Genomic DNA, 17883 nt, shown 5'->3' on the forward strand with positions numbered 1-17883 from the left:
CAGTGCTGGGACAACGCCCCGATGGAACGTTTTTTTGGCAGCTTGAAGTCCGAATGGGTGCCTGAGGGAGGTTATAGCTCTGAGTACGAGGCCCAGGTAGATATCAACCGATATGTGGCGCGATACAACAGCGTAAGGCGCCACAGCTACAACGGTTATCACTCACCGATAGCGGCGGAAAAGCTAGCAGCGTGAGAACCGAAAAGAATGTCCGAAATTACTGGACCAGTTCAAGCCCGCTCCCACATTTGATCAGTGGTGTTTTTTAGATGACGAACAGGTCGACAAACCGGTTCACGGGCGTGGCCTCAAGCTTCGCCTGATCCTTGCACAGCGCAAAAATCTCGGCGCTGCGCTGCGCAGTAAACCGGGTCGTCAGGTTGGCCTTGAACTTGTCTTCCAGCAACGGAATGCCATCCACCCGACGACGACGGTGACCAATCGGGTACTCCACAGCCACCTGTTCGGTACTGGACCCATCCTTGAAGAACACCTGCACCGCATTGGCGATAGAGCGCTTGTCGGCCTCCAGGTACTCGCGGCTGTAGCGCGGGTCTTCGACGATGACCATCTTCTCCCGCAGCTCATCAATGATCGGATGGGCCGCGTGGAACTCACCTTCGTATTGCTCGGCCACCAGGTGGCCAAACGCCAGCGGCACGGCGGTCATGTATTGCAGGCAGTGATCACGGTCGGCCGCATTGGCCAACTGCCCGACCTTGGAAATGATGCGAATCGCCGACTCGTGGGTGGTGATGACAATCCTGTCGATCTCATGCAGGCGATTCTTCACTTGCGGGTGCAAGGTGACCGCCGCTTCACACGCGGTTTGCGCATGGAACTCGGCCGGAAAACTGATCTTGAACAGCACGTTCTCCATCACATAAGTGCCGTAGGGCTGCGACAGGCTGAAGGCGCGCTTGTCTTCGGGCTTGAGCGCCAGGTCCTTGTTGGTGTGGCTGAACAGCACGTCATAAAAGCCCCACTGCGGCGCGCTCAACACACCGGGAATCCCCATCTCGCCACGCATGGCGATGTCGGCCAGACGCACCCCGCGACTCGACGCATCCCCCGCCGCCCACGACTTGCGCGAACCGGCATTCGGCGCATGGCGATAAGTGCGCAATGCCTGGCCGTCGACAAATGCCTGGGACAGTGCCGACAGCAGTTGCTCACGGTTGGCGCCCATCAACTTGGCAGTGACGGCAGTGGAGGCGACTTTCACCAGCAGCACATGGTCCAGGCCGACGCGGTTGAAGGAGTTTTCCAGGGCGATCACGCCCTGGATTTCGTGGGCCATGATCATCGCCTCCAGCACGGCCCGTACGGTCAGCGGCGCCTCGCCGTTGGCCACGCGTTTTTGCGAGAGGTGATCGGCGACCGCGAGGATGCCACCGAGGTTATCCGACGGGTGCCCCCACTCGGCGGCGAGCCAGGTGTCGTTGTAGTCGAGCCAGCGCACGATGCAGCCGATGTCCCACGCGGCCTTGACCGGGTCCAGGCGGAACGAGGTGCCCGGCACCCGTGCGCCGAACGGCACCACCGTGCCTTCCACGATCGGCCCCAGGTGCTTGGTGCATTCCGGGAAACGCAGGGCCAGCAGGCCGCAACCGAGGGTGTCCATCAGGCAGTTGCGGGCGGTGTCCAGGGCATCGCGGGATTCGATCCTGAAGTTCAGGACGTAGTCGGCGATATCCTGCAGGACCTGGTCGTAGTCGGGGCGGTTGTTCTGGTCGACGTTGGCGCTCATGGCAGTACTCCAAAGTGGGTTAGGTGTGGTCCATCCTCAGGGTCAGGGTTGAAGTTTTATAAAAGGCAGGTCTTGGTGCCTGCCTGTTGATTGCTTAAAACGAATCGCCGGGGACGCGCACGAACCCTTCCATCAACACCCGCGCACTGCGGCTCATGATGGCTTTTTTCACGACCCATTCACCGTTGACCTGGCTGGCCTCGGCGCCTACCCGCAGCGTCCCGGACGGATGCCCGAACCGCACGGCATTGCGCTCCACGCCGCCCGCCGCCAGATTCACCAGCGTGCCGGAAATCGCCGCCGCCGTGCCAATCGCCACCGCTGCCGTGCCCATCATTGCGTGGTGCAATTTGCCCATGGACAACGCCCGCACCAACAGGTCGACATCGGCCGCCTTGATCGCCTTGCCGCTGGACGCCACGTAATCCGCAGGCCGTGCCACGAACGCAACTTTCGGTGTGTGCTGCCGCTGGGCCGCTTCGTCCAGATGCTTGATCAAGCCCATGCGCAACGCACCGTGGGCACGAATGGTTTCAAACATCGCCAGGGCCTTGGGGTCGCTATTGATCGCACCCTGCAGCTCGGTGCCGGTGTAGCCCAGGTCCTGGGCGTTGATGAAGATGGTGGGAATCCCGGCATTGATCAGGGTCGCCTTGAACGTGCCGACACCCGGCACTTCCAGGTCATCCACCAGGTTACCGGTAGGGAACATCGAGCCACCGCCGCCCTCTTCTTCCGCCGCCGGGTCCATGAATTCCAGCTGCACTTCGGCGGCCGGGAAGGTCACGCCGTCGAGTTCGAAGTCGCCGGTTTCCTGCACCGCACCGTCGGTGATCGGTACGTGGGCGATGATGGTCTTGCCGATGTTCGCCTGCCACACCCGTACCACGGCCACGCCGTTGTGCGGGACGCGCGCGGCATCCACCAGGCCAGCGCTGATGGCGAACGAACCCACCGCCGCCGACAGGTTGCCGCAGTTGCCGCTCCAGTCCACGAACGGTTTGTCGATGGAAACCTGGCCGAACAGATAGTCCACGTCGTGCTCGGCGCGGGTGCTTTTGGCCAGGATCACGGTTTTGCTGGTGCTGGACGTCGCGCCGCCCATGCCGTCGATTTGCTTGTCGTACGGGTCGGGGCTGCCGATCACCCGCAACAACAGCGCATCCCGCGCCGCGCCCGGCACCTGGGCCGATTCGGGTAAATCCTTGACGCTGAAAAACACGCCTTTACTGGTACCGCCACGCATGTAGGTGGCGGGAATCTTGATCTGCGGTACGTGTGCCATGGTGGTCCTCATGGGCCGGGGCGCGAACCCCGGCCACAGTTGTCAGGCAGTAACAGCCGATTCCAGGAAGTCCTGGGCAAAGCGTTGCAACACGCCGCCCGCCTCGTAGATCGACACTTCTTCAGCCGTGTCCAGGCGGCAGGTCACCGGCACCTCGACACGCTCGCCGTTCTTGCGGTTGATCACCAACGTCAGTTGCGCACGCGGGGTGCGCTCGCCGATCACGTCGTAGGTTTCAGTGCCGTCGATGTTCAGGGTCTTGCGGTCAGTGCCCGGCAGGAACTCCAGGGGCAACACGCCCATGCCCACCAGGTTGGTACGGTGGATACGCTCGAAACCTTCGGCGGCAATCGCTTCCACACCCGCCAGGCGTACGCCCTTGGCGGCCCAGTCCCGGGACGAGCCCTGGCCGTAGTCGGCACCGGCAATGATGATCAGCGGCTGCTTGCGCTCCATGTAGGTTTCGATGGCTTCCCACATGCGCGTGACCTTGCCTTCCGGCTCCAGGCGCGCCAGCGAACCCTGCTTGACCTTGCCGTCTTCGATGACCATTTCATTGAACAGTTTCGGGTTGGCGAAGGTGGCGCGCTGAGCGGTCAAGTGGTCGCCGCGGTGGGTCGCGTAAGAGTTGAAGTCGACTTCCGGCAGGCCCATTTTCGCCAGGTATTCGCCGGCGGCGCTGTCGAGCATGATCGCGTTGGACGGCGACAGGTGATCGGTGGTGATGTTGTCCGGCAGCACCGCCAGCGGACGCATGCCCTTGAGCGGACGCGCGCCGGCCAGGGCGCCTTCCCAGTATGGAGGGCGGCGGATATAGGTGCTCTGCGGGCGCCAGTCGTACAGCGGCGTGACTTTCGGGCCGGTGTCTTCGTGGATCGCGAACATCGGGATGTAGACCTGGCGGAACTGCTCCGGCTTGACCGACGCCTTGACCACCGCGTCGATTTCTTCGTCGCTTGGCCAGATGTCCTTCAGGCGGATTTCCTTGCCATTGGCGTCGAGGCCCAGCACGTCTTTTTCGATGTCGAAACGGATGGTGCCGGCAATCGCATAGGCCACCACCAGCGGCGGCGAAGCGAGGAACGCTTGCTTGGCGTACGGGTGGATACGTCCGTCGAAGTTGCGGTTACCCGACAGCACGGCGGTGGCGTACAGGTCGCGGTCGATGATCTCTTGCTGGATCACCGGGTCGAGTGCGCCGGACATGCCGTTGCAGGTGGTGCAGGCAAACGCCACCACGCCGAAACCCAACTGCTCCAGCTCGGTGGTCAGCCCGGCTTCGTCGAGGTACATGGCGACGGTTTTCGAACCCGGTGCCAGGGACGACTTGACCCACGGCTTGCGCACCAGCCCAAGCTTGTTGGCATTACGCGCCAGCAGGCCGGCGGCAATCACGTTGCGCGGGTTGCTGGTGTTGGTGCAACTGGTGATGGCGGCGATGATCACCGCGCCGTCGGGCATTTGCCCCGGCACGTCATCCCACTGGCCAGAGATGCCCTTGGCCGCCAGATCGCTGGTGGCGACGCGGGCGTGGGGGTTGCTCGGGCCGGCCATGTTGCGCACGACAGAGGACAAATCGAAGCTCAGGCCACGCTCGTATTGCGCGCCCTTGAGGTCGTCCGCCCACAGGCCGGTGTGGCGAGCGTATTGCTCGACCAGGGCGACTTGTTCGTCTTCACGGCCGGTGAGCTTGAGGTAGGCGATGGTCTGTTGGTCGATGTAGAACATCGCCGCGGTGGCACCGTATTCCGGGGCCATGTTGGAGATGGTGGCGCGGTCGCCCAGGGTCAGCGCAGAGGCGCCTTCGCCGAAGAACTCGAGCCACGCACCCACGACCTTTTGCTTGCGCAGGAACTCGGTCAGCGCCAGCACCATGTCGGTGGCGGTGATGCCCGGTTGCAGCTTGCCTGTCAGTTCCACACCGACGCTTTCCGGCAGGCGCATCCACGACGCGCGGCCAAGCATCACGCTTTCCGCTTCGAGGCCGCCAACGCCGATGGCGATCACGCCCAGCGCGTCTACGTGAGGGGTGTGACTGTCGGTGCCGACGCAGGTATCCGGGAAGGCCACACCGTCACGCACCTGGATCACCGGAGACATTTTCTCCAGGTTGATCTGGTGCATGATGCCGTTGCCCGGCGGGATCACGTCGACGTTCTTGAAGGCCTTTTTGGTCCACTCGATAAAGTGGAAACGGTCTTCGTTGCGGCGGTCTTCGATGGCGCGGTTTTTCTCGAACGCCTCCGGGTCAAAGCCACCGGCTTCGACGGCCAGGGAGTGGTCGACGATCAGTTGGGTCGGCACCACCGGGTTGACCTGGGCCGGGTCACCGCCTTGCAGGGCGATTGCATCGCGCAGGCCGGCAAGGTCCACCAAGGCGGTCTGGCCGAGGATGTCGTGGCACACCACACGGGCCGGGAACCACGGGAAATCGAGGTCGCGCTTGCGCTCGATCAGTTGGCTCAGGGATGCATTGAGGGTCGCCGGGTCACAGCGACGCACCAGGTTCTCGGCGAGTACGCGGGAGGTGTACGGCAGTGTGGCGTAGGCGCCGGGGGTGATTGCATCGACCGCCGCACGGGCGTCGTAGAAATCGAGGCGGCTGCCGGGTAGCGGTTTGCGGTGTTCAGTGTTCATCGTCAGGACTCGGTCACGGTAGTTGCAAAAGGAAGAACCGGTGCTGATCCAAGGTGGAATGCGATCAAAATGTGGGAGCGGGCTTGCTCGCGAAGGCGGTGTGTCATTCAACACACATGGCGACTGTCACACCGCCTTCGCGAGCAAGCCCGCTCCCACATTTTTGATCCGGTTTCACCCCGAGATCAGCGGTTTCTCCATTCAGCGACGTTCGATTGGCACGAACTTGCGCTGCTCAACGCCGATGTACTCGGCGCTCGGACGGATGATGCGGTTGTTGGCACGCTGTTCAAATACATGCGCGGCCCAGCCTGTAAGCCGCGAGCAGACGAAAATCGGCGTGAACAGTTTGGTCGGGATGCCCATGAAGTGGTACGCCGAGGCGTGGTAGAAGTCGGCGTTGGGGAACAGTTTCTTCTGCTCCCACATGGTCTTGTCGATGGCTTCGGAAACCGGGAACAACACCGTGTCGCCCACCTCCTCCGCGAGTTTTTTCGACCAACCCTTGATCACCTCGTTACGCGGGTCGCTGTCTTTATAGATCGCGTGGCCAAAGCCCATGATCTTGTCCTTGCGCGCCAGCATGCCGAGGGTGCCTTCCACCGCTTCCTGGGCGGACGAGAAACGTTCGATCATCTCCATCGCCGCTTCGTTGGCGCCGCCGTGCAGCGGGCCGCGCAGGGAGCCGATGGCGGCGGTGACGCAGGAATACAGGTCAGACAGGGTCGACGCACACACGCGGGCGGTGAACGTCGAGGCGTTGAATTCGTGCTCGGCGTAGAGGATCAGCGACACGTTCATCACCTTGACGTGCAAGTCGGTGGGTTTCTTGTCGTGCAGCAGGTGCAGGAAGTGGCCACCGATGGACGGTTCGTCGGTCACGCAATTGATGCGCTGGCCGTCGTGGCTGAAGCGGTACCAGTAGCACATGATCGCCGGGAACGCGGCGAGCAGGCGGTCGGTCACGTCGCGCTGCACGGAGAAGTCTTTCTCCGGCTCGATATTGCCCAGGAACGAGCAACCGGTGCGCATCACGTCCATCGGATGGGCGTCGGCCGGGATGCGTTCCAGCACTTCTTTCAGCGCCTGGGGCAGGTCACGCAGTTTGCCGAGTTTGGCGGTGTAGGCCGCGAGTTCGGCTTTGGTCGGCAGTTCGCCGTAGAGCAGCAGGTAGGCGACTTCTTCAAACTGCGCGTCGGCAGCGAGTTCGCGCACATCGTAGCCGCGATAGGTCAAGCCGGCACCGGCCTGGCCCACGGTGGACAGTGCGGTTTGCCCGGCGACCTGGCCACGCAGGCCGGCTCCACTGAGTACTTTTGCTTCGGCCATGGTTATCTCCAATTTTGTATTTATTAGGGAAGCGTCTCGCTGAAGCTTCACACCACCCCACGAATCGCTAAATCTTCACGCTGCCCCTGTAGGAGCGAGCTTGCTCGCGAAAAACTTCAGGGCGCCGCGTTCATTCAGGCTAAGCGCGTTATCGTTAACGATCTTCGCGAGCAAGCTCGCTCCTACAAGTATCAGGGTCCGTTATTTTTTGGCGGCGAACAGCGCGTCGAGCTTCTGCTCGAAGGTGTGGTAGTCGATGCGATCGTAAAGCTCCATGCGGGTTTGCATGGTGTCGATCACGTTCTGCTGGGTGCCGTCGCGACGGATCGCGGTGTAGACGTTCTCGGCCGCCTTGTTCATCGCGCGGAAGGCCGAGAGCGGGTACAGCACGATGGAAACATCCGCAGATTTCAGTTGATCGACGGTATAGAGAGGCGTTGCGCCGAATTCGGTGATGTTGGCCAGGATCGGCGCTTTCACGCGGGAGGCGAACAGCTTGTACATCTCCAGCTCAGTGATGGCCTCCGGGAACACCATGTCGGCGCCGGCCTCGATGCAGGCGGCGGCACGTTCCAGGGCGGACTCCAGACCTTCCACCGCCAGTGCGTCGGTGCGGGCCATGATCACGAAACTGTCGTCGGTGCGCGCATCCACGGCGGCCTTGATGCGGTCGACCATTTCCTGCTGGGACACGATTTCTTTATTAGGACGGTGACCGCAACGCTTGGCGCCCACCTGGTCTTCGATATGGATCGCCGCCGCGCCGAACTTGATCATCGACTTCACGGTGCGCGCGACGTTGAACGCCGAGGAGCCAAAACCGGTGTCCACGTCCACCAGCAGCGGCAGGTCGCATACGTCGGTGATGCGGCGCACGTCGGTCAGCACGTCATCCAGGCCGGTAATGCCCAGGTCCGGCACACCAAGGGAGCCGGCAGCCACCCCGCCACCCGACAGGTAAATCGCCTTGAACCCGGCACGCTTGGCCAGCAGCGCGTGGTTGGCGTTGATCGCGCCGACCACCTGCAATGGGTGCTCGCTGGCGACGGCGTCACGGAAACGCTGGCCTGGAGTAGTGTTGTTATTGGAACTCATGACTCACCTCGTGATTGGGGAGCGCCGTCCGGGAAGTGACGGGCAATGTTGCGTTTGGAGGCGCCGATATGACGGCGCATCAACAACTCGGCCAGTTCACCGTCGCGATCGGCAATCGCGTCAAGAATGCGGTGATGCTCGGCAAAGGCCTGGCGTGGACGATTGGGGGTGGCGGAGAACTGGATGCGGTACATGCGCACCAACTGATACAGCTCGCCGCACAGCATTTGGGTCAGGGTGCGGTTACCGGCGCCTTGAATTATCCGGTAATGAAAATCGAAGTCGCCTTCCTGCTGGTAGTAGCCGACACCGGCCTGGAAGGCCGCATCGCGCTCGTGGGTGTGCAACACCTGGCGCAATTCTTCGATCTCGGCGTCGGTCATGCGCTCGGCGGCCAGGCGACAGGCCATGCCTTCCAGGGATTCGCGGATTTCGTAGAGTTCGATCAGCTCTTCATGGCTCAAGGACACCACTCGCGCGCCCACATGGGGGATGCGCACCAGCAGGCGCTGACCTTCCAAACGGTGGATTGCCTCACGCAGCGGGCCACGGCTGATGCCATAGGTGCGCGCCAGTTCCGGCTCGGAGATCTTGCTGCCGGGGGCGATCTCGCCCTTGACGATGGCGGCCTGGATACGCCGAAAGACGTTCTCCGACATGGTCTTGGAATCGTCTGACGCTATCACTGGGGTTTCCAGTTGATCCAGCATATTGTCGACACCTTTAAAAGCAATGCCGCAAAAACTAGCCAATCAGCCCTTAATAGTCAAAGAATAAATACACATTGTCGACAATCGTCTAATAACCACCCTTGCCCCCTATCAGGGCATGGCCGGCTGCCAGCGCTGGCGCAAGAAAACCTTCATGTTAGAATGCCGGCCACTTTTGCCTGACATCCATGGATGAAAAGGCGCACCAGAGATTGCGCAGCAATGCCAGTCGCCTTGAATTGAACATCGCATGGCGCCGCGTCAGGATTTATGAGACTCAAGCCCTTCCCTCTTTTGCTTCTACTGTTCATACCGGGCCTTGGCGTTGCTGCCGAGAAGACCGTGTATGGGCTCAATGAATACGCCAAGTTGGCCGGCATTGACCTGGAAGTGGCCGCCAAACTCGACACCGGTGCCAAGACCGCTTCCTTGAGCGCCCGCGACATCAAGCGTTTCAAGCGCAACGGTGAATCCTGGGTGCGCTTCTACCTGGCCATCGACACCGCACATTCCCACCCCATCGAGCGTCCCCTGGCCCGCGTGAGCAAGATCAAGCGCCGTGCCGGTGACTACGACCCCGATGAAGACAAGAACTACACCGCCCGTCCAGTGATTGCCCTGGACATCTGCATGGGCACCGCTTTACGCAGTATCGAAGTGAACTTGACTGACCGCAGCGCCTTCCAATACCCGCTGCTGATCGGCTCCGAAGCGCTGAAACGCTTTGATGCGCTGGTCGACCCCAGTCTTAAATACGCGGCGGGCAAACCTGCCTGCGCCTCCGACGCTCATACCGCTGAGTAATTTGAATGCGCTCTCTTAATCTGCACCTGAAAATCCTGATCGCCGTTTTGGTGGTATTGGGCATTTCGGTCACCGCCTATCAGATTTTCGTGCTGGGGATTCCCGTCACCGAGGACGCCACCGACGACCTGTGGAACATCGACGCCAAGGTCGAGTTCGTCGCCAGTGCCAAGGACCCGGTGAAAATCCAGATGTTCGTGCCGCCCCTGAGCCGCGACTTCGTCAGCCTGAACGAAAGCTTTATCTCGAATAACTACGGCGTGAGCGTCAATCGCCTCGACGGCAACCGCAAGGTCACCTGGTCGGCCCGCCGGGCCAAGGGCAACCAGACCCTCTATTACCGCTTGGTGCTGACCAAGCGTTACAGCGGTGAAAAGATCAAGGTCAAGGGCCCGACCTTCCGCGACAGCATCGCCGTCGAAGGCCCGGAAAAAATCGCCGCCGAAGCCCTGCTGGCGCCGATCCGCCAGCACTCGGCCGACGTCGAGACCTTTATCAGCGAAGCCATCAAGCGCACCAACAACCTCAACGACGACAACGTGAAGCTGCTGCTGGCGGGCGACCCGTCGACGCCGCACAAGGCCAAGATCGTCGAGCTGCTGCTGTCTATCGCCCACGTGCCGGTGGAAAAGGTCCACACCATCCGCCTGGTGGCCGACCAGCCGCAAACCCCGGAACTCTGGCTGCGCAGCTTCAACGGCAATGACTGGCTGTACTTCAACCCCGACACCGGCGAGCAAGGCCTGCCGGCTGACCGCCTGCTGTGGTGGACCGGCGATGAAAACCTGATCACCGTCGATGGCGGCAAAAAGGCCATGGTGACCTTCAGCCTCAACAACAGCGAAATGAACGCGATTCGCCTGGCCAAGCTGACGGACGAAAACACCGACGCCAACTTCCTCGAATACTCGCTGTACGGCCTGCCGCTGCAAACCCAGCAGACCTTCATGATCATGGTGATGATCCCGATTGGCGTGCTGGTGATCCTGATCCTGCGCAACCTGATCGGCCTGCAGACCCTCGGCACGTTTACGCCGGTGCTGATTGCCCTGGCGTTCCGCGAGACGCAACTGGGCTTCGGGATTGTGTTGTTCACCATTATTACGGCGCTGGGGCTGTCCCTCAGGTCTTACCTGGAACACCTGAAGCTGCAGATGTTGCCGAGGCTCTCGGTGGTGCTGACCTTCGTGGTGGTGCTGATCGCGGCCATCAGCCTGTTCAGCCACAAATTGGGGCTGGAGCGCGGGCTGTCGGTGGCGCTGTTCCCGATGGTGATCCTGACCATGACCATCGAACGCCTGTCGATCACCTGGGAAGAGCGCGGTGGCGGCCATGCGATGAAAGTCGCGATCGGCACGCTGTTCGCCGCGTCCCTGGCCCACATCATCATGAGCGTGCCGGAGCTGATCTACTTCGTGTTCACCTTCCCTGCGATCCTGTTGATCCTGGTGGGCTTCATGCTGGCCATGGGTCGTTATCGCGGTTACCGCCTCACCGAACTGGTACGTTTCAAGGCCTTCCTCAAGGCTGACTCGTAATGTTCGGCTTCTGGAAAACCTGGAAGGCCCTGGAAGCGCGGGGGATCATGGGCATCAACCGGCGTAATGCCGACTACGTGCTCAAGTACAACAAGCGCAGCCTGTACCCGATCGTGGATGACAAGATCATCACCAAGGAACGGGCCATGGCCGCCGGCATCCACGTGCCGGAGATGTACGGGGTCATTTCCACCGAGAAGGAAATCGACAAGCTCGACGAGATCATCGGCGGGCGCAGCGACTTCGTGATCAAGCCGGCCCAGGGCGCCGGCGGTGACGGCATCCTGGTGATCGCCGACCGTTTCGAAGGGCGCTATCGCACGGTCTCCGGCAAGATCATCAGCCATGAAGAGATCGAGCATCAGATTTCCAGCATCCTCACCGGCCTGTATTCCCTCGGCGGCCACCGTGACCGGGCGCTGATCGAATACCGGGTGGTGCCCGACCAGATTTTCAAAAGCATCAGCTACGAAGGCGTACCGGACATCCGCATCATTGTGCTGATGGGCTACCCGGTGATGGCCATGCTGCGCTTGCCCACCCGCCAGTCCGGCGGCAAGGCCAACCTGCACCAGGGCGCGATTGGCGTCGGTGTCGACCTGGCCACCGGCCTGACCCTGCGCGGCACCTGGCTGAACAACATCATTACCAAGCACCCGGACACCACCAACGCGGTGGATGGCGTGCAGCTGCCCAACTGGGACGGTTTCATGAAGCTCGCCGCCGGCTGCTACGAGCTGTGCGGTTTGGGTTACATCGGCGTGGACATGGTGCTGGATCAGGAGAAGGGCCCGCTGATCCTGGAGCTTAACGCTCGCCCGGGGCTGAACATCCAGATCGCCAACGACTGCGGCCTGACCTTGCGCACCCATGCGGTGGAGGCTCGACTGGAAGAGCTGAAGGCGGCGGGCGTGACGGAAACGCCGGAAGAGCGGGTGAAGTTTGTGCAGGAGATGTTTGGGCATATTCCGGCGGTCGAGGGATAAACCCAGTGACCTGTTCCGTACACCCGCTGCCCTATCGGGCGAACCCTGCCGAATACTTTGCAGCGATCCGCCATGCTCCCGGCGCAGTGCTGCTGGACAGCGGCCGACCCGCTGCCGAGCGTGGTCGGTATGACCTGCTGAGCGCCTGGCCCGAGACGACACTGACGGTACTGCCGGACGAAAGCGGCGGCGATTTCCTGCAACGCTTGCGGGAAAACCTGACGTTGTTGGGTGAGGCCACAATTCCTGCGCCCTACGAACTGCCGTTTGCCGGTGGCCTGATCGGTTACCTGAGCTACGACTTCGGTCGCCATCTTGAACAACTGCCGCACCTGGCCGTAGACGACCTGCACCTGCCCGATGCGCGGTTTGGCCTTTACGCCTGGGCCTTGATCAGCGATCACCAGGCGCAGACCAGCCAACTGGTGTTCCATCCCAAACTGGCGGAAAGCGAACGGCAACGCCTGATTACCTTGTTCGGTCAGCCGGCCATCAGCGCATCGGCCACCTTCAAGCTGCAAGGCCCGATGGCCCCGGACGTGACAGCCGACACCTACAAACACGCACTCGCCCGTATCCAGGACTACATCCAGGCGGGTGACTGCTACCAGGTCAACTTTGCCCAACGCTTCCGCGCCCCATGCGTCGGCGACCCGTGGGTGGCCTATTGCGCCCTGCGCGCAGCCTGCCCAACACCGTTTTCCGGGTTCCAAAGCTTGCCGGATGATGGCGCGGTATTGAGTTTGTCTCCGGAGCGCTTCGTCAAAATCAGCCAGCGCCAGGTGGAAACCCGCCCGATCAAAGGCACCCGGCCACGAGGTGCAACGCCTGTGGAAGATGCGGCCAACGCCGCTGAATTGCTGGCCAGCCCCAAGGATCGGGCCGAGAACCTGATGATCGTCGACCTGCTGCGCAACGACCTGGGCCGCACCTGCCGTACCGGCTCAGTGAAAGTGCCGGAGCTGTTCAGCCTCGAAAGCTATCCGAATGTGCATCACCTGGTGAGCAGCGTCACCGGTGAGCTGGCGGACGACAAAGACGCCCTCGACCTGATCGCCGGCAGCTTCCCCGGCGGCTCCATCACCGGCGCCCCGAAGATCCGCGCGATGCAGATCATCGACGAGCTGGAGCCGACCCGGCGCGGGTTGTATTGCGGCTCGTTGTTGTACCTGGACGTGCGCGGCGAGATGGACAGCTCCATCGCAATCCGCAGCCTGCTGGTCAAGGATGGGCAGGTATGTTGCTGGGGTGGCGGCGGGATTGTCGCTGACTCGGAGTGGCAGGCGGAGTACCAGGAGTCGATGACCAAGGTGCGGGTGTTGTTACAAACCTTGGAAAGCCTGTAGCACGCAACCCCTCCCTGGCTCTGCGACGCGGAGCCAAGCAGCAGAAAAGACCTGAATCAGTACCGAAGTGGACGGAGCTGAAGTCGGACGATAGCGTCCGGCTTGAACCGTCCACCCGCCGTCTGTGAAGGATCACATGAAACGACTGCCTACTTGTCAGGAAAGATTTCCGAGATTGCATCTGCCCTTAACCGCACCTATTATCTCCCAAATTGGGAGGTTGCAGCGATGCGGATAATCGCGCTGTCTGCCTTGCGAATATTCTGGGAAAGCCAACCCGGTTATAGGGATGCAAAAACGCCGCTGGTCGAGCTATATCGCCATATGGAAAAAGCCGTCTACCCGACGCCACAAGCCCTCAAAGCAGAGCTGAAGACAGCGAGCATTCTCAAAGCGGGCAGGGTTGTGTTCAACATAGGCGGCAACAAGTATCGAGTGATCATGGCGATCAACTATCAGCGACAGCTTGCGTTCATACGCTTCGTGGGGACCCACGCGCAGTACGATCAGATCAACGCGGAGACCGTGTGATGAACATCAAACCTATTCATTCCCAGGAAGACCTGACCGCTGCGCTCGCGCGCGTCGAGCAGCTTTGGGAAGCGGAAATCGGCTCGCCTGAGGGTGACGAGCTGGAAATTCTCGCAATACTTATCGAAAAGTACGAAGCAGAGCATTACCCAATGCCGCCTTCGGATCCTATAGAAGCAATTAAATTTCGAATGGAGCAGCTAGGCCTGACCGCCCGTGACCTGGAGCCTTTCATAGGTCCGAGCGGGCGGGTTTCTGAAGTGCTGAACCACAAGCGCAAGCTGAGCTTGTCGATGATTAAACGCCTGCATGAAGGCTTGCGCATTCCTTATGAGAGTTTGCTGGCAGGGGTCTAGGCTGTGCAGTGGCCACTCCGGCCCCATTGCGAGCAAGCCCGGCTCCCACAGGGGAGCGCGGTCAACCTGTGGGAGCTGGCTTGCCTGCGATGAAGGCGTCAGCCACGCCAAAGAACTTACAGGCTCAACGAACGATTCGACGCCTTGATGAACTCCTTCTTCAAATCCTCGAACGTATGCACCGCCGGGAACTGCGGAAACTCGCGAATCACGTTCTCCGGCGCGTGGAACAGAATCCCGCGATCCGCCTCACCGAGCATGGTGGTGTCGTTGTAGGAATCACCGGCGGCAATCACTCGGTAGTACAAGGTCTTGAAGGCCAGCACCGACTGACGCTTGGGATCTTTCTGACGCAGTTGGTAGCTCACCACCCGGTCGTTCTCGTCGGTGATCAACCGGTGGCACAGCAAGGTCGGGAAGCCCAGTTGACGCATCAGCGGCTGGGAGAACTCATAGAATGTGTCCGACAGGATCACCACCTGGAAGCGCTCGCGCAGCCAGTTGACGAATTCGATGGCGCCGTCCAGGGGCTTGAGAGTGGCGATCACTTCCTGGATGTCCGAGAGCTTCAGCCCGTGTTCATCAAGAATGCGCAGGCGCTGTTTCATCAACACGTCGTAGTCGGGAATGTCCCGGGTGGTGGCCCGCAAGGATTCAATACCGGTTTTTTCGGCGAAGGCGATCCAGATTTCCGGGACCAGCACTCCTTCCAGGTCGAGACAGGCAATTTCCACAAGACACTCCCATTTAAAGTTATTGAGTTGAGCGAGCAAAAGGACTGCCGAACTCTAGCGATTCACGCCAGCCGCCGCAACGCAGGCGGGATTTTGTTACCATCGCCCTCCTATAGAGCGCTCAGCGCCATTGACCTGTAGGAACCGTCCTGATGAACCAAGCCTTCGACGTCGCTGAACTCGCCGCGACTTATGCCAAAAAATCCGCCCAGGACATTCTCAAGCTGGCTTTCAGCCAGTTTGGCGACGACCTGTGGATCTCTTTCAGCGGTGCCGAGGACGTGGTGCTGGTAGACATGGCCTGGAAGCTGAACAAAAACGTCAAGGTGTTCAGCCTCGACACCGGCCGCCTGCACCCGGAGACCTACCGGTTTATCGAGCAGGTGCGCGAGTTCTACAAGATCGACATCGAGCTGATCTCGCCGGACCAGAGCAAGCTGGAACCCTTCGTCAAGGAAAAGGGCCTGTTCAGCTTCTACAAGGACGGCCATGGCGAGTGCTGCGGCGTGCGCAAGATCGAACCGCTGCGCCGCAAGCTTTCCGGCGTAAGCGCCTGGGCCACCGGCCAGCGCCGCGACCAGAGCCCCGGCACCCGCAGCCAGGTGGCCGCGCTGGAAATCGATACCGCCTTCTCCACCCCGGAACGCACCCTGTACAAGTTCAACCCGCTGGCGCAGATGACCAGTGAGGAAGTCTGGGGTTACATCCGCATGCTGGAGCTGCCGTACAACAGCCTGCACGAGCGCGGTTTTATCAGCATCGGCTGTGAGCCGTGCACGCGCCCGGTACTGCCGAACCAGCACGAACGCGAAGGCCGTTGGTGGTGGGAAGAAGCAACCCGGAAAGAATGCGGGTTGCACGCCGGGAACATCATCAGCAAGGCGTAACACCTGAGCAAAAATCCTGTACACAGAAATGTCACCATCGGTGCCATTTTTGTGTGCACTTATAAAATCCTGCACCGAAAAGTTACATCCTCCCGCGTCACACCTCTTCTTAAATCCCCGCCCCTGTCTGCGCTACAAAATAAATAGCTGTTCAAATGGTCAATTTATATCGCTTTAAATTCAGCTATTTATTTCCAATCACTCTAAAAACCAAATCAACTGATAATTTTCCCGGCAAAAATCTGGCACGCATGTGGCTTAAGGCAAAACACACTTTGTATACAATCAATAAAAAAGATACATACACTTTGACATCAGCCGCTCTCCTGCTGGTGTCCAGGAGCCTGCCGGAATGCGTACAAGTCTCTCCAATAACATCGCACTGGATCTGCCCTCCTCCACCCTGAACCCCGAGGCCACGAGCCCCGGCCCGCTGGTACTCAGCCCGCGCCTGCACAACAAGGATCTTGCACCCACCAAGGCCGAAGGCCGGCGCTGGGGCCGCTACAGCATCTTTGCCCTGTGGACTAACGATGTGCACAACATCGCCAACTATTCCTTCGCCATCGGCCTATATGCGTTGGGCCTGGGCGGCTGGCAGATTCTGCTGTCCCTGGGGATCGGCGCGGCGCTGGTGTACTTCTTCATGAACCTGTCCGGCTACATGGGCCAGAAGACCGGCGTGCCGTTTCCGGTGATCAGTCGCATCAGTTTCGGCATCCATGGCGCGCAGATTCCGGCGCTGATTCGCGCGGTGATCGCGATTGCCTGGTTCGGGATTCAGACCTACCTGGCCTCGGTGGTTTTCCGCGTGCTGCTGACGGCGGTTCATCCAGGTTTTGCCGACTACGACCACGATTCTATCCTCGGCCTGTCGAGCCTCGGCTGGGCGTGTTTTGTGGCGATCTGGTTTGTGCAGCTCGCCATCCTCGCCTATGGCATGGAGATGGTGCGCCGCTATGAAGCCTTCGCCGGGCCAGTGATTTTGCTGACGGTGGCATCACTCGCCGGCTGGATGTATTTCCAGGCCGGCGGCCAGATCGCCTGGTCGATCCGCGAGCCACTCACCGGTGGCGAGATGTGGCGCAATATCTTCGCCGGCGGCGCGCTGTGGCTGGCGATATACGGCACGCTGATCCTGAATTTCTGTGACTTTGCCCGCTCTTCGCCCTGCCGCAAGACCATCAAGGTCGGCAACTTCTGGGGCTTGCCGGTGAATATCCTGGTGTTCGCCGCCATCACCGTGTTGCTGTGCGGCGGGCAGTTCCACCTCAATGGCCGGGTGATCGAGAGCCCCACCGAAATCATTGCGGCGATTCCAAATACGTTCTTCCTGGTGCTGGGCTGCCTGGCGTTCCTGATTGTGACCGTGGCGGTGAACATCATGGCCAACTTCGTCGCACCCGCCTTCGTGCTGAGCAACCTGGCGCCCAAGTACCTGAACTTCCGCCGCGCCGGGCTGATCAGCGCCACCGTGGCAGTGCTGATTCTGCCGTGGAACCTCTACAACAGCCCGCTGGTGATCGTGTATTTCCTCTCGGGGCTCGGCGCTCTCTTGGGGCCGTTGTACGGGGTGATCATGGTCGACTACTGGTTGATCCGCAAAAACCAGGTGGACGTGCCGCAGCTGTATAGCGAAGACCCGATGGGGGTTTATTACTACAGCCGTGGCGTCAATCTGCGCGCCGTTGCGGCGTTTATTCCTGCGGCAGTGATCGCCATTCTCCTCGCCCTGCTGCCCGGTTTCTCCCTTGTCTCGCCGTTCTCCTGGCTGATTGGCGCCGGTATTGCAGGGCTGCTGTACCTGCTACTCGCCAAGCGCCAGCCGTATTACGCCGATGTGAGCGGCGAAAGCATTGCAGTCGATAACGTCAGTCATTAAGTAAGGACATTCC

Annotated in this window: 16 protein-coding genes; 9 read left to right on the forward strand and 7 right to left on the reverse strand. The window is 60.7% G+C overall.

All coding sequences use genetic code 11. The features are described 5' to 3' along the window. On the forward strand, positions 1-195 hold a 195-nt coding region (locus AU074_RS10780; RefSeq protein WP_143503574.1), incomplete at its 5' end, for an integrase core domain-containing protein. Positions 196-265: 70 nt separating this feature from the next. Here the strand turns inward: AU074_RS10780 and prpD are convergent. The 6 genes from prpD to AU074_RS10810 form a co-directional block, all read right to left on the reverse strand. Next, positions 266-1750 carry a 2-methylcitrate dehydratase gene (gene prpD / locus AU074_RS10785; protein ID WP_076014717.1) on the reverse strand — a complete coding sequence of 495 codons (1485 nt, stop codon included), beginning with the start codon at positions 1748-1750 and terminating at the stop codon, positions 266-268. Between the two features lie 94 nt (positions 1751-1844). Then, positions 1845-3035, reverse strand: coding sequence for a 2-methylaconitate cis-trans isomerase PrpF (gene prpF, locus AU074_RS10790; RefSeq protein WP_076014718.1), 1191 nt, complete (start codon positions 3033-3035; stop codon positions 1845-1847). A gap of 42 nt (positions 3036-3077) precedes the next feature. Beyond that, complete coding sequence (gene acnD, locus AU074_RS10795) at positions 3078-5672, reverse strand: Fe/S-dependent 2-methylisocitrate dehydratase AcnD (RefSeq protein ID WP_076014719.1); 2595 nt, start codon at positions 5670-5672, stop codon at positions 3078-3080. Between the two features lie 201 nt (positions 5673-5873). Further along, positions 5874-7001 (reverse strand): 2-methylcitrate synthase, encoded by a 1128-nt coding sequence (gene prpC / locus AU074_RS10800; protein WP_076014720.1) that lies wholly within the window; start codon positions 6999-7001, stop codon positions 5874-5876. A 201-nt stretch (positions 7002-7202) separates the two neighbouring features. Continuing rightward, complete coding sequence (gene prpB, locus AU074_RS10805) at positions 7203-8096, reverse strand: methylisocitrate lyase (protein WP_003214976.1); 894 nt, start codon at positions 8094-8096, stop codon at positions 7203-7205. After that, on the reverse strand, positions 8093-8806 hold the full coding sequence (locus AU074_RS10810; protein WP_076014721.1) for a GntR family transcriptional regulator: 714 nt from the start codon (positions 8804-8806) through the stop codon (positions 8093-8095). Before AU074_RS10810 ends, prpB begins: the two co-directional genes overlap by 4 nt. A gap of 270 nt (positions 8807-9076) precedes the next feature. Here AU074_RS10810 and AU074_RS10815 point away from each other — a divergent pair, with 270 nt between their 5' ends. From AU074_RS10815 to AU074_RS10840, 6 genes are all read left to right on the forward strand, one after another. Beyond that, on the forward strand, positions 9077-9610 hold the full coding sequence (locus AU074_RS10815) for an ATP-dependent zinc protease (RefSeq protein WP_023659091.1): 534 nt from the start codon (positions 9077-9079) through the stop codon (positions 9608-9610). 5 nt (positions 9611-9615) lie between these two features. Beyond that, entirely contained in the window at positions 9616-11148 is a 1533-nt protein-coding gene (locus tag AU074_RS10820) for an inactive transglutaminase family protein (protein WP_008432680.1), read from the forward strand. Then, on the forward strand, positions 11148-12134 hold the full coding sequence (locus tag AU074_RS10825) for an alpha-L-glutamate ligase-like protein (protein ID WP_003214969.1): 987 nt from the start codon (positions 11148-11150) through the stop codon (positions 12132-12134). Before AU074_RS10820 ends, AU074_RS10825 begins: the two co-directional genes overlap by 1 nt. A 5-nt stretch (positions 12135-12139) precedes the next feature. Beyond that, positions 12140-13480 carry an aminodeoxychorismate synthase component I gene (pabB, locus tag AU074_RS10830; RefSeq protein ID WP_076014722.1) on the forward strand — a complete coding sequence of 447 codons (1341 nt, stop codon included), beginning with the start codon at positions 12140-12142 and terminating at the stop codon, positions 13478-13480. 228 nt (positions 13481-13708) lie between these two features. Continuing rightward, positions 13709-14011: a type II toxin-antitoxin system HigB family toxin gene (locus AU074_RS10835; RefSeq protein WP_076014723.1), complete on the forward strand. Its 303-nt coding sequence runs from the start codon at positions 13709-13711 to the stop codon at positions 14009-14011. Further along, a complete protein-coding gene (locus AU074_RS10840) occupies positions 14011-14367 on the forward strand; it encodes a type II toxin-antitoxin system HigA family antitoxin (RefSeq protein WP_076014724.1) in 357 nt (118 codons plus the stop codon). The genes AU074_RS10835 and AU074_RS10840 overlap by 1 nt, the downstream gene beginning before the upstream one ends. A 116-nt stretch (positions 14368-14483) precedes the next feature. Here AU074_RS10840 and thrH read toward each other — a convergent pair whose 3' ends face one another. Next, positions 14484-15101, reverse strand: coding sequence for a bifunctional phosphoserine phosphatase/homoserine phosphotransferase ThrH (thrH, locus tag AU074_RS10845; RefSeq protein ID WP_063032398.1), 618 nt, complete (start codon positions 15099-15101; stop codon positions 14484-14486). Between the two features lie 152 nt (positions 15102-15253). On the opposite strand from thrH, the gene AU074_RS10850 reads away from it, so the two are divergent. After that, positions 15254-15988 (forward strand): phosphoadenylyl-sulfate reductase, encoded by a 735-nt coding sequence (locus AU074_RS10850; protein WP_076014725.1) that lies wholly within the window; start codon positions 15254-15256, stop codon positions 15986-15988. Positions 15989-16340: 352 nt separating this feature from the next. After that, complete coding sequence (locus AU074_RS10855; protein WP_076014726.1) at positions 16341-17870, forward strand: NCS1 family nucleobase:cation symporter-1; 1530 nt, start codon at positions 16341-16343, stop codon at positions 17868-17870. Positions 17871-17883: the final 13 nt, after the last annotated feature.

Source organism: Pseudomonas sp. ATCC PTA-122608, from assembly GCF_001952855.1.
In the GTDB taxonomy this organism is placed as follows: domain Bacteria; phylum Pseudomonadota; class Gammaproteobacteria; order Pseudomonadales; family Pseudomonadaceae; genus Aquipseudomonas.

Excerpts from the sequence above, each read along its gene's own strand:
- AU074_RS10850 (WP_076014725.1), top strand. The coding sequence starts at position 15,254 with ATGAACCAAGCCTTCGACGTCGCTGAACTCGCCGCGACTTATGCCAAA.
- AU074_RS10815 (WP_023659091.1), top strand. The coding sequence starts at position 9,077 with ATGAGACTCAAGCCCTTCCCTCTTTTGCTTCTACTGTTCATACCGGGC.
- AU074_RS10820 (WP_008432680.1), top strand. The coding sequence starts at position 9,616 with ATGCGCTCTCTTAATCTGCACCTGAAAATCCTGATCGCCGTTTTGGTG.
- AU074_RS10855 (WP_076014726.1), top strand. The coding sequence starts at position 16,341 with ATGCGTACAAGTCTCTCCAATAACATCGCACTGGATCTGCCCTCCTCC.
- prpB (WP_003214976.1), bottom strand. The coding sequence starts at position 8,096 with ATGAGTTCCAATAACAACACTACTCCAGGCCAGCGTTTCCGTGACGCC.
- acnD (WP_076014719.1), bottom strand. The coding sequence starts at position 5,672 with ATGAACACTGAACACCGCAAACCGCTACCCGGCAGCCGCCTCGATTTC.
- AU074_RS10825 (WP_003214969.1), top strand. The coding sequence starts at position 11,148 with ATGTTCGGCTTCTGGAAAACCTGGAAGGCCCTGGAAGCGCGGGGGATC.
- prpC (WP_076014720.1), bottom strand. The coding sequence starts at position 7,001 with ATGGCCGAAGCAAAAGTACTCAGTGGAGCCGGCCTGCGTGGCCAGGTC.
- prpF (WP_076014718.1), bottom strand. The coding sequence starts at position 3,035 with ATGGCACACGTACCGCAGATCAAGATTCCCGCCACCTACATGCGTGGC.
- AU074_RS10840 (WP_076014724.1), top strand. The coding sequence starts at position 14,011 with ATGAACATCAAACCTATTCATTCCCAGGAAGACCTGACCGCTGCGCTC.
- prpD (WP_076014717.1), bottom strand. The coding sequence starts at position 1,750 with ATGAGCGCCAACGTCGACCAGAACAACCGCCCCGACTACGACCAGGTC.
- AU074_RS10835 (WP_076014723.1), top strand. The coding sequence starts at position 13,709 with ATGCGGATAATCGCGCTGTCTGCCTTGCGAATATTCTGGGAAAGCCAA.
- AU074_RS10810 (WP_076014721.1), bottom strand. The coding sequence starts at position 8,806 with ATGCTGGATCAACTGGAAACCCCAGTGATAGCGTCAGACGATTCCAAG.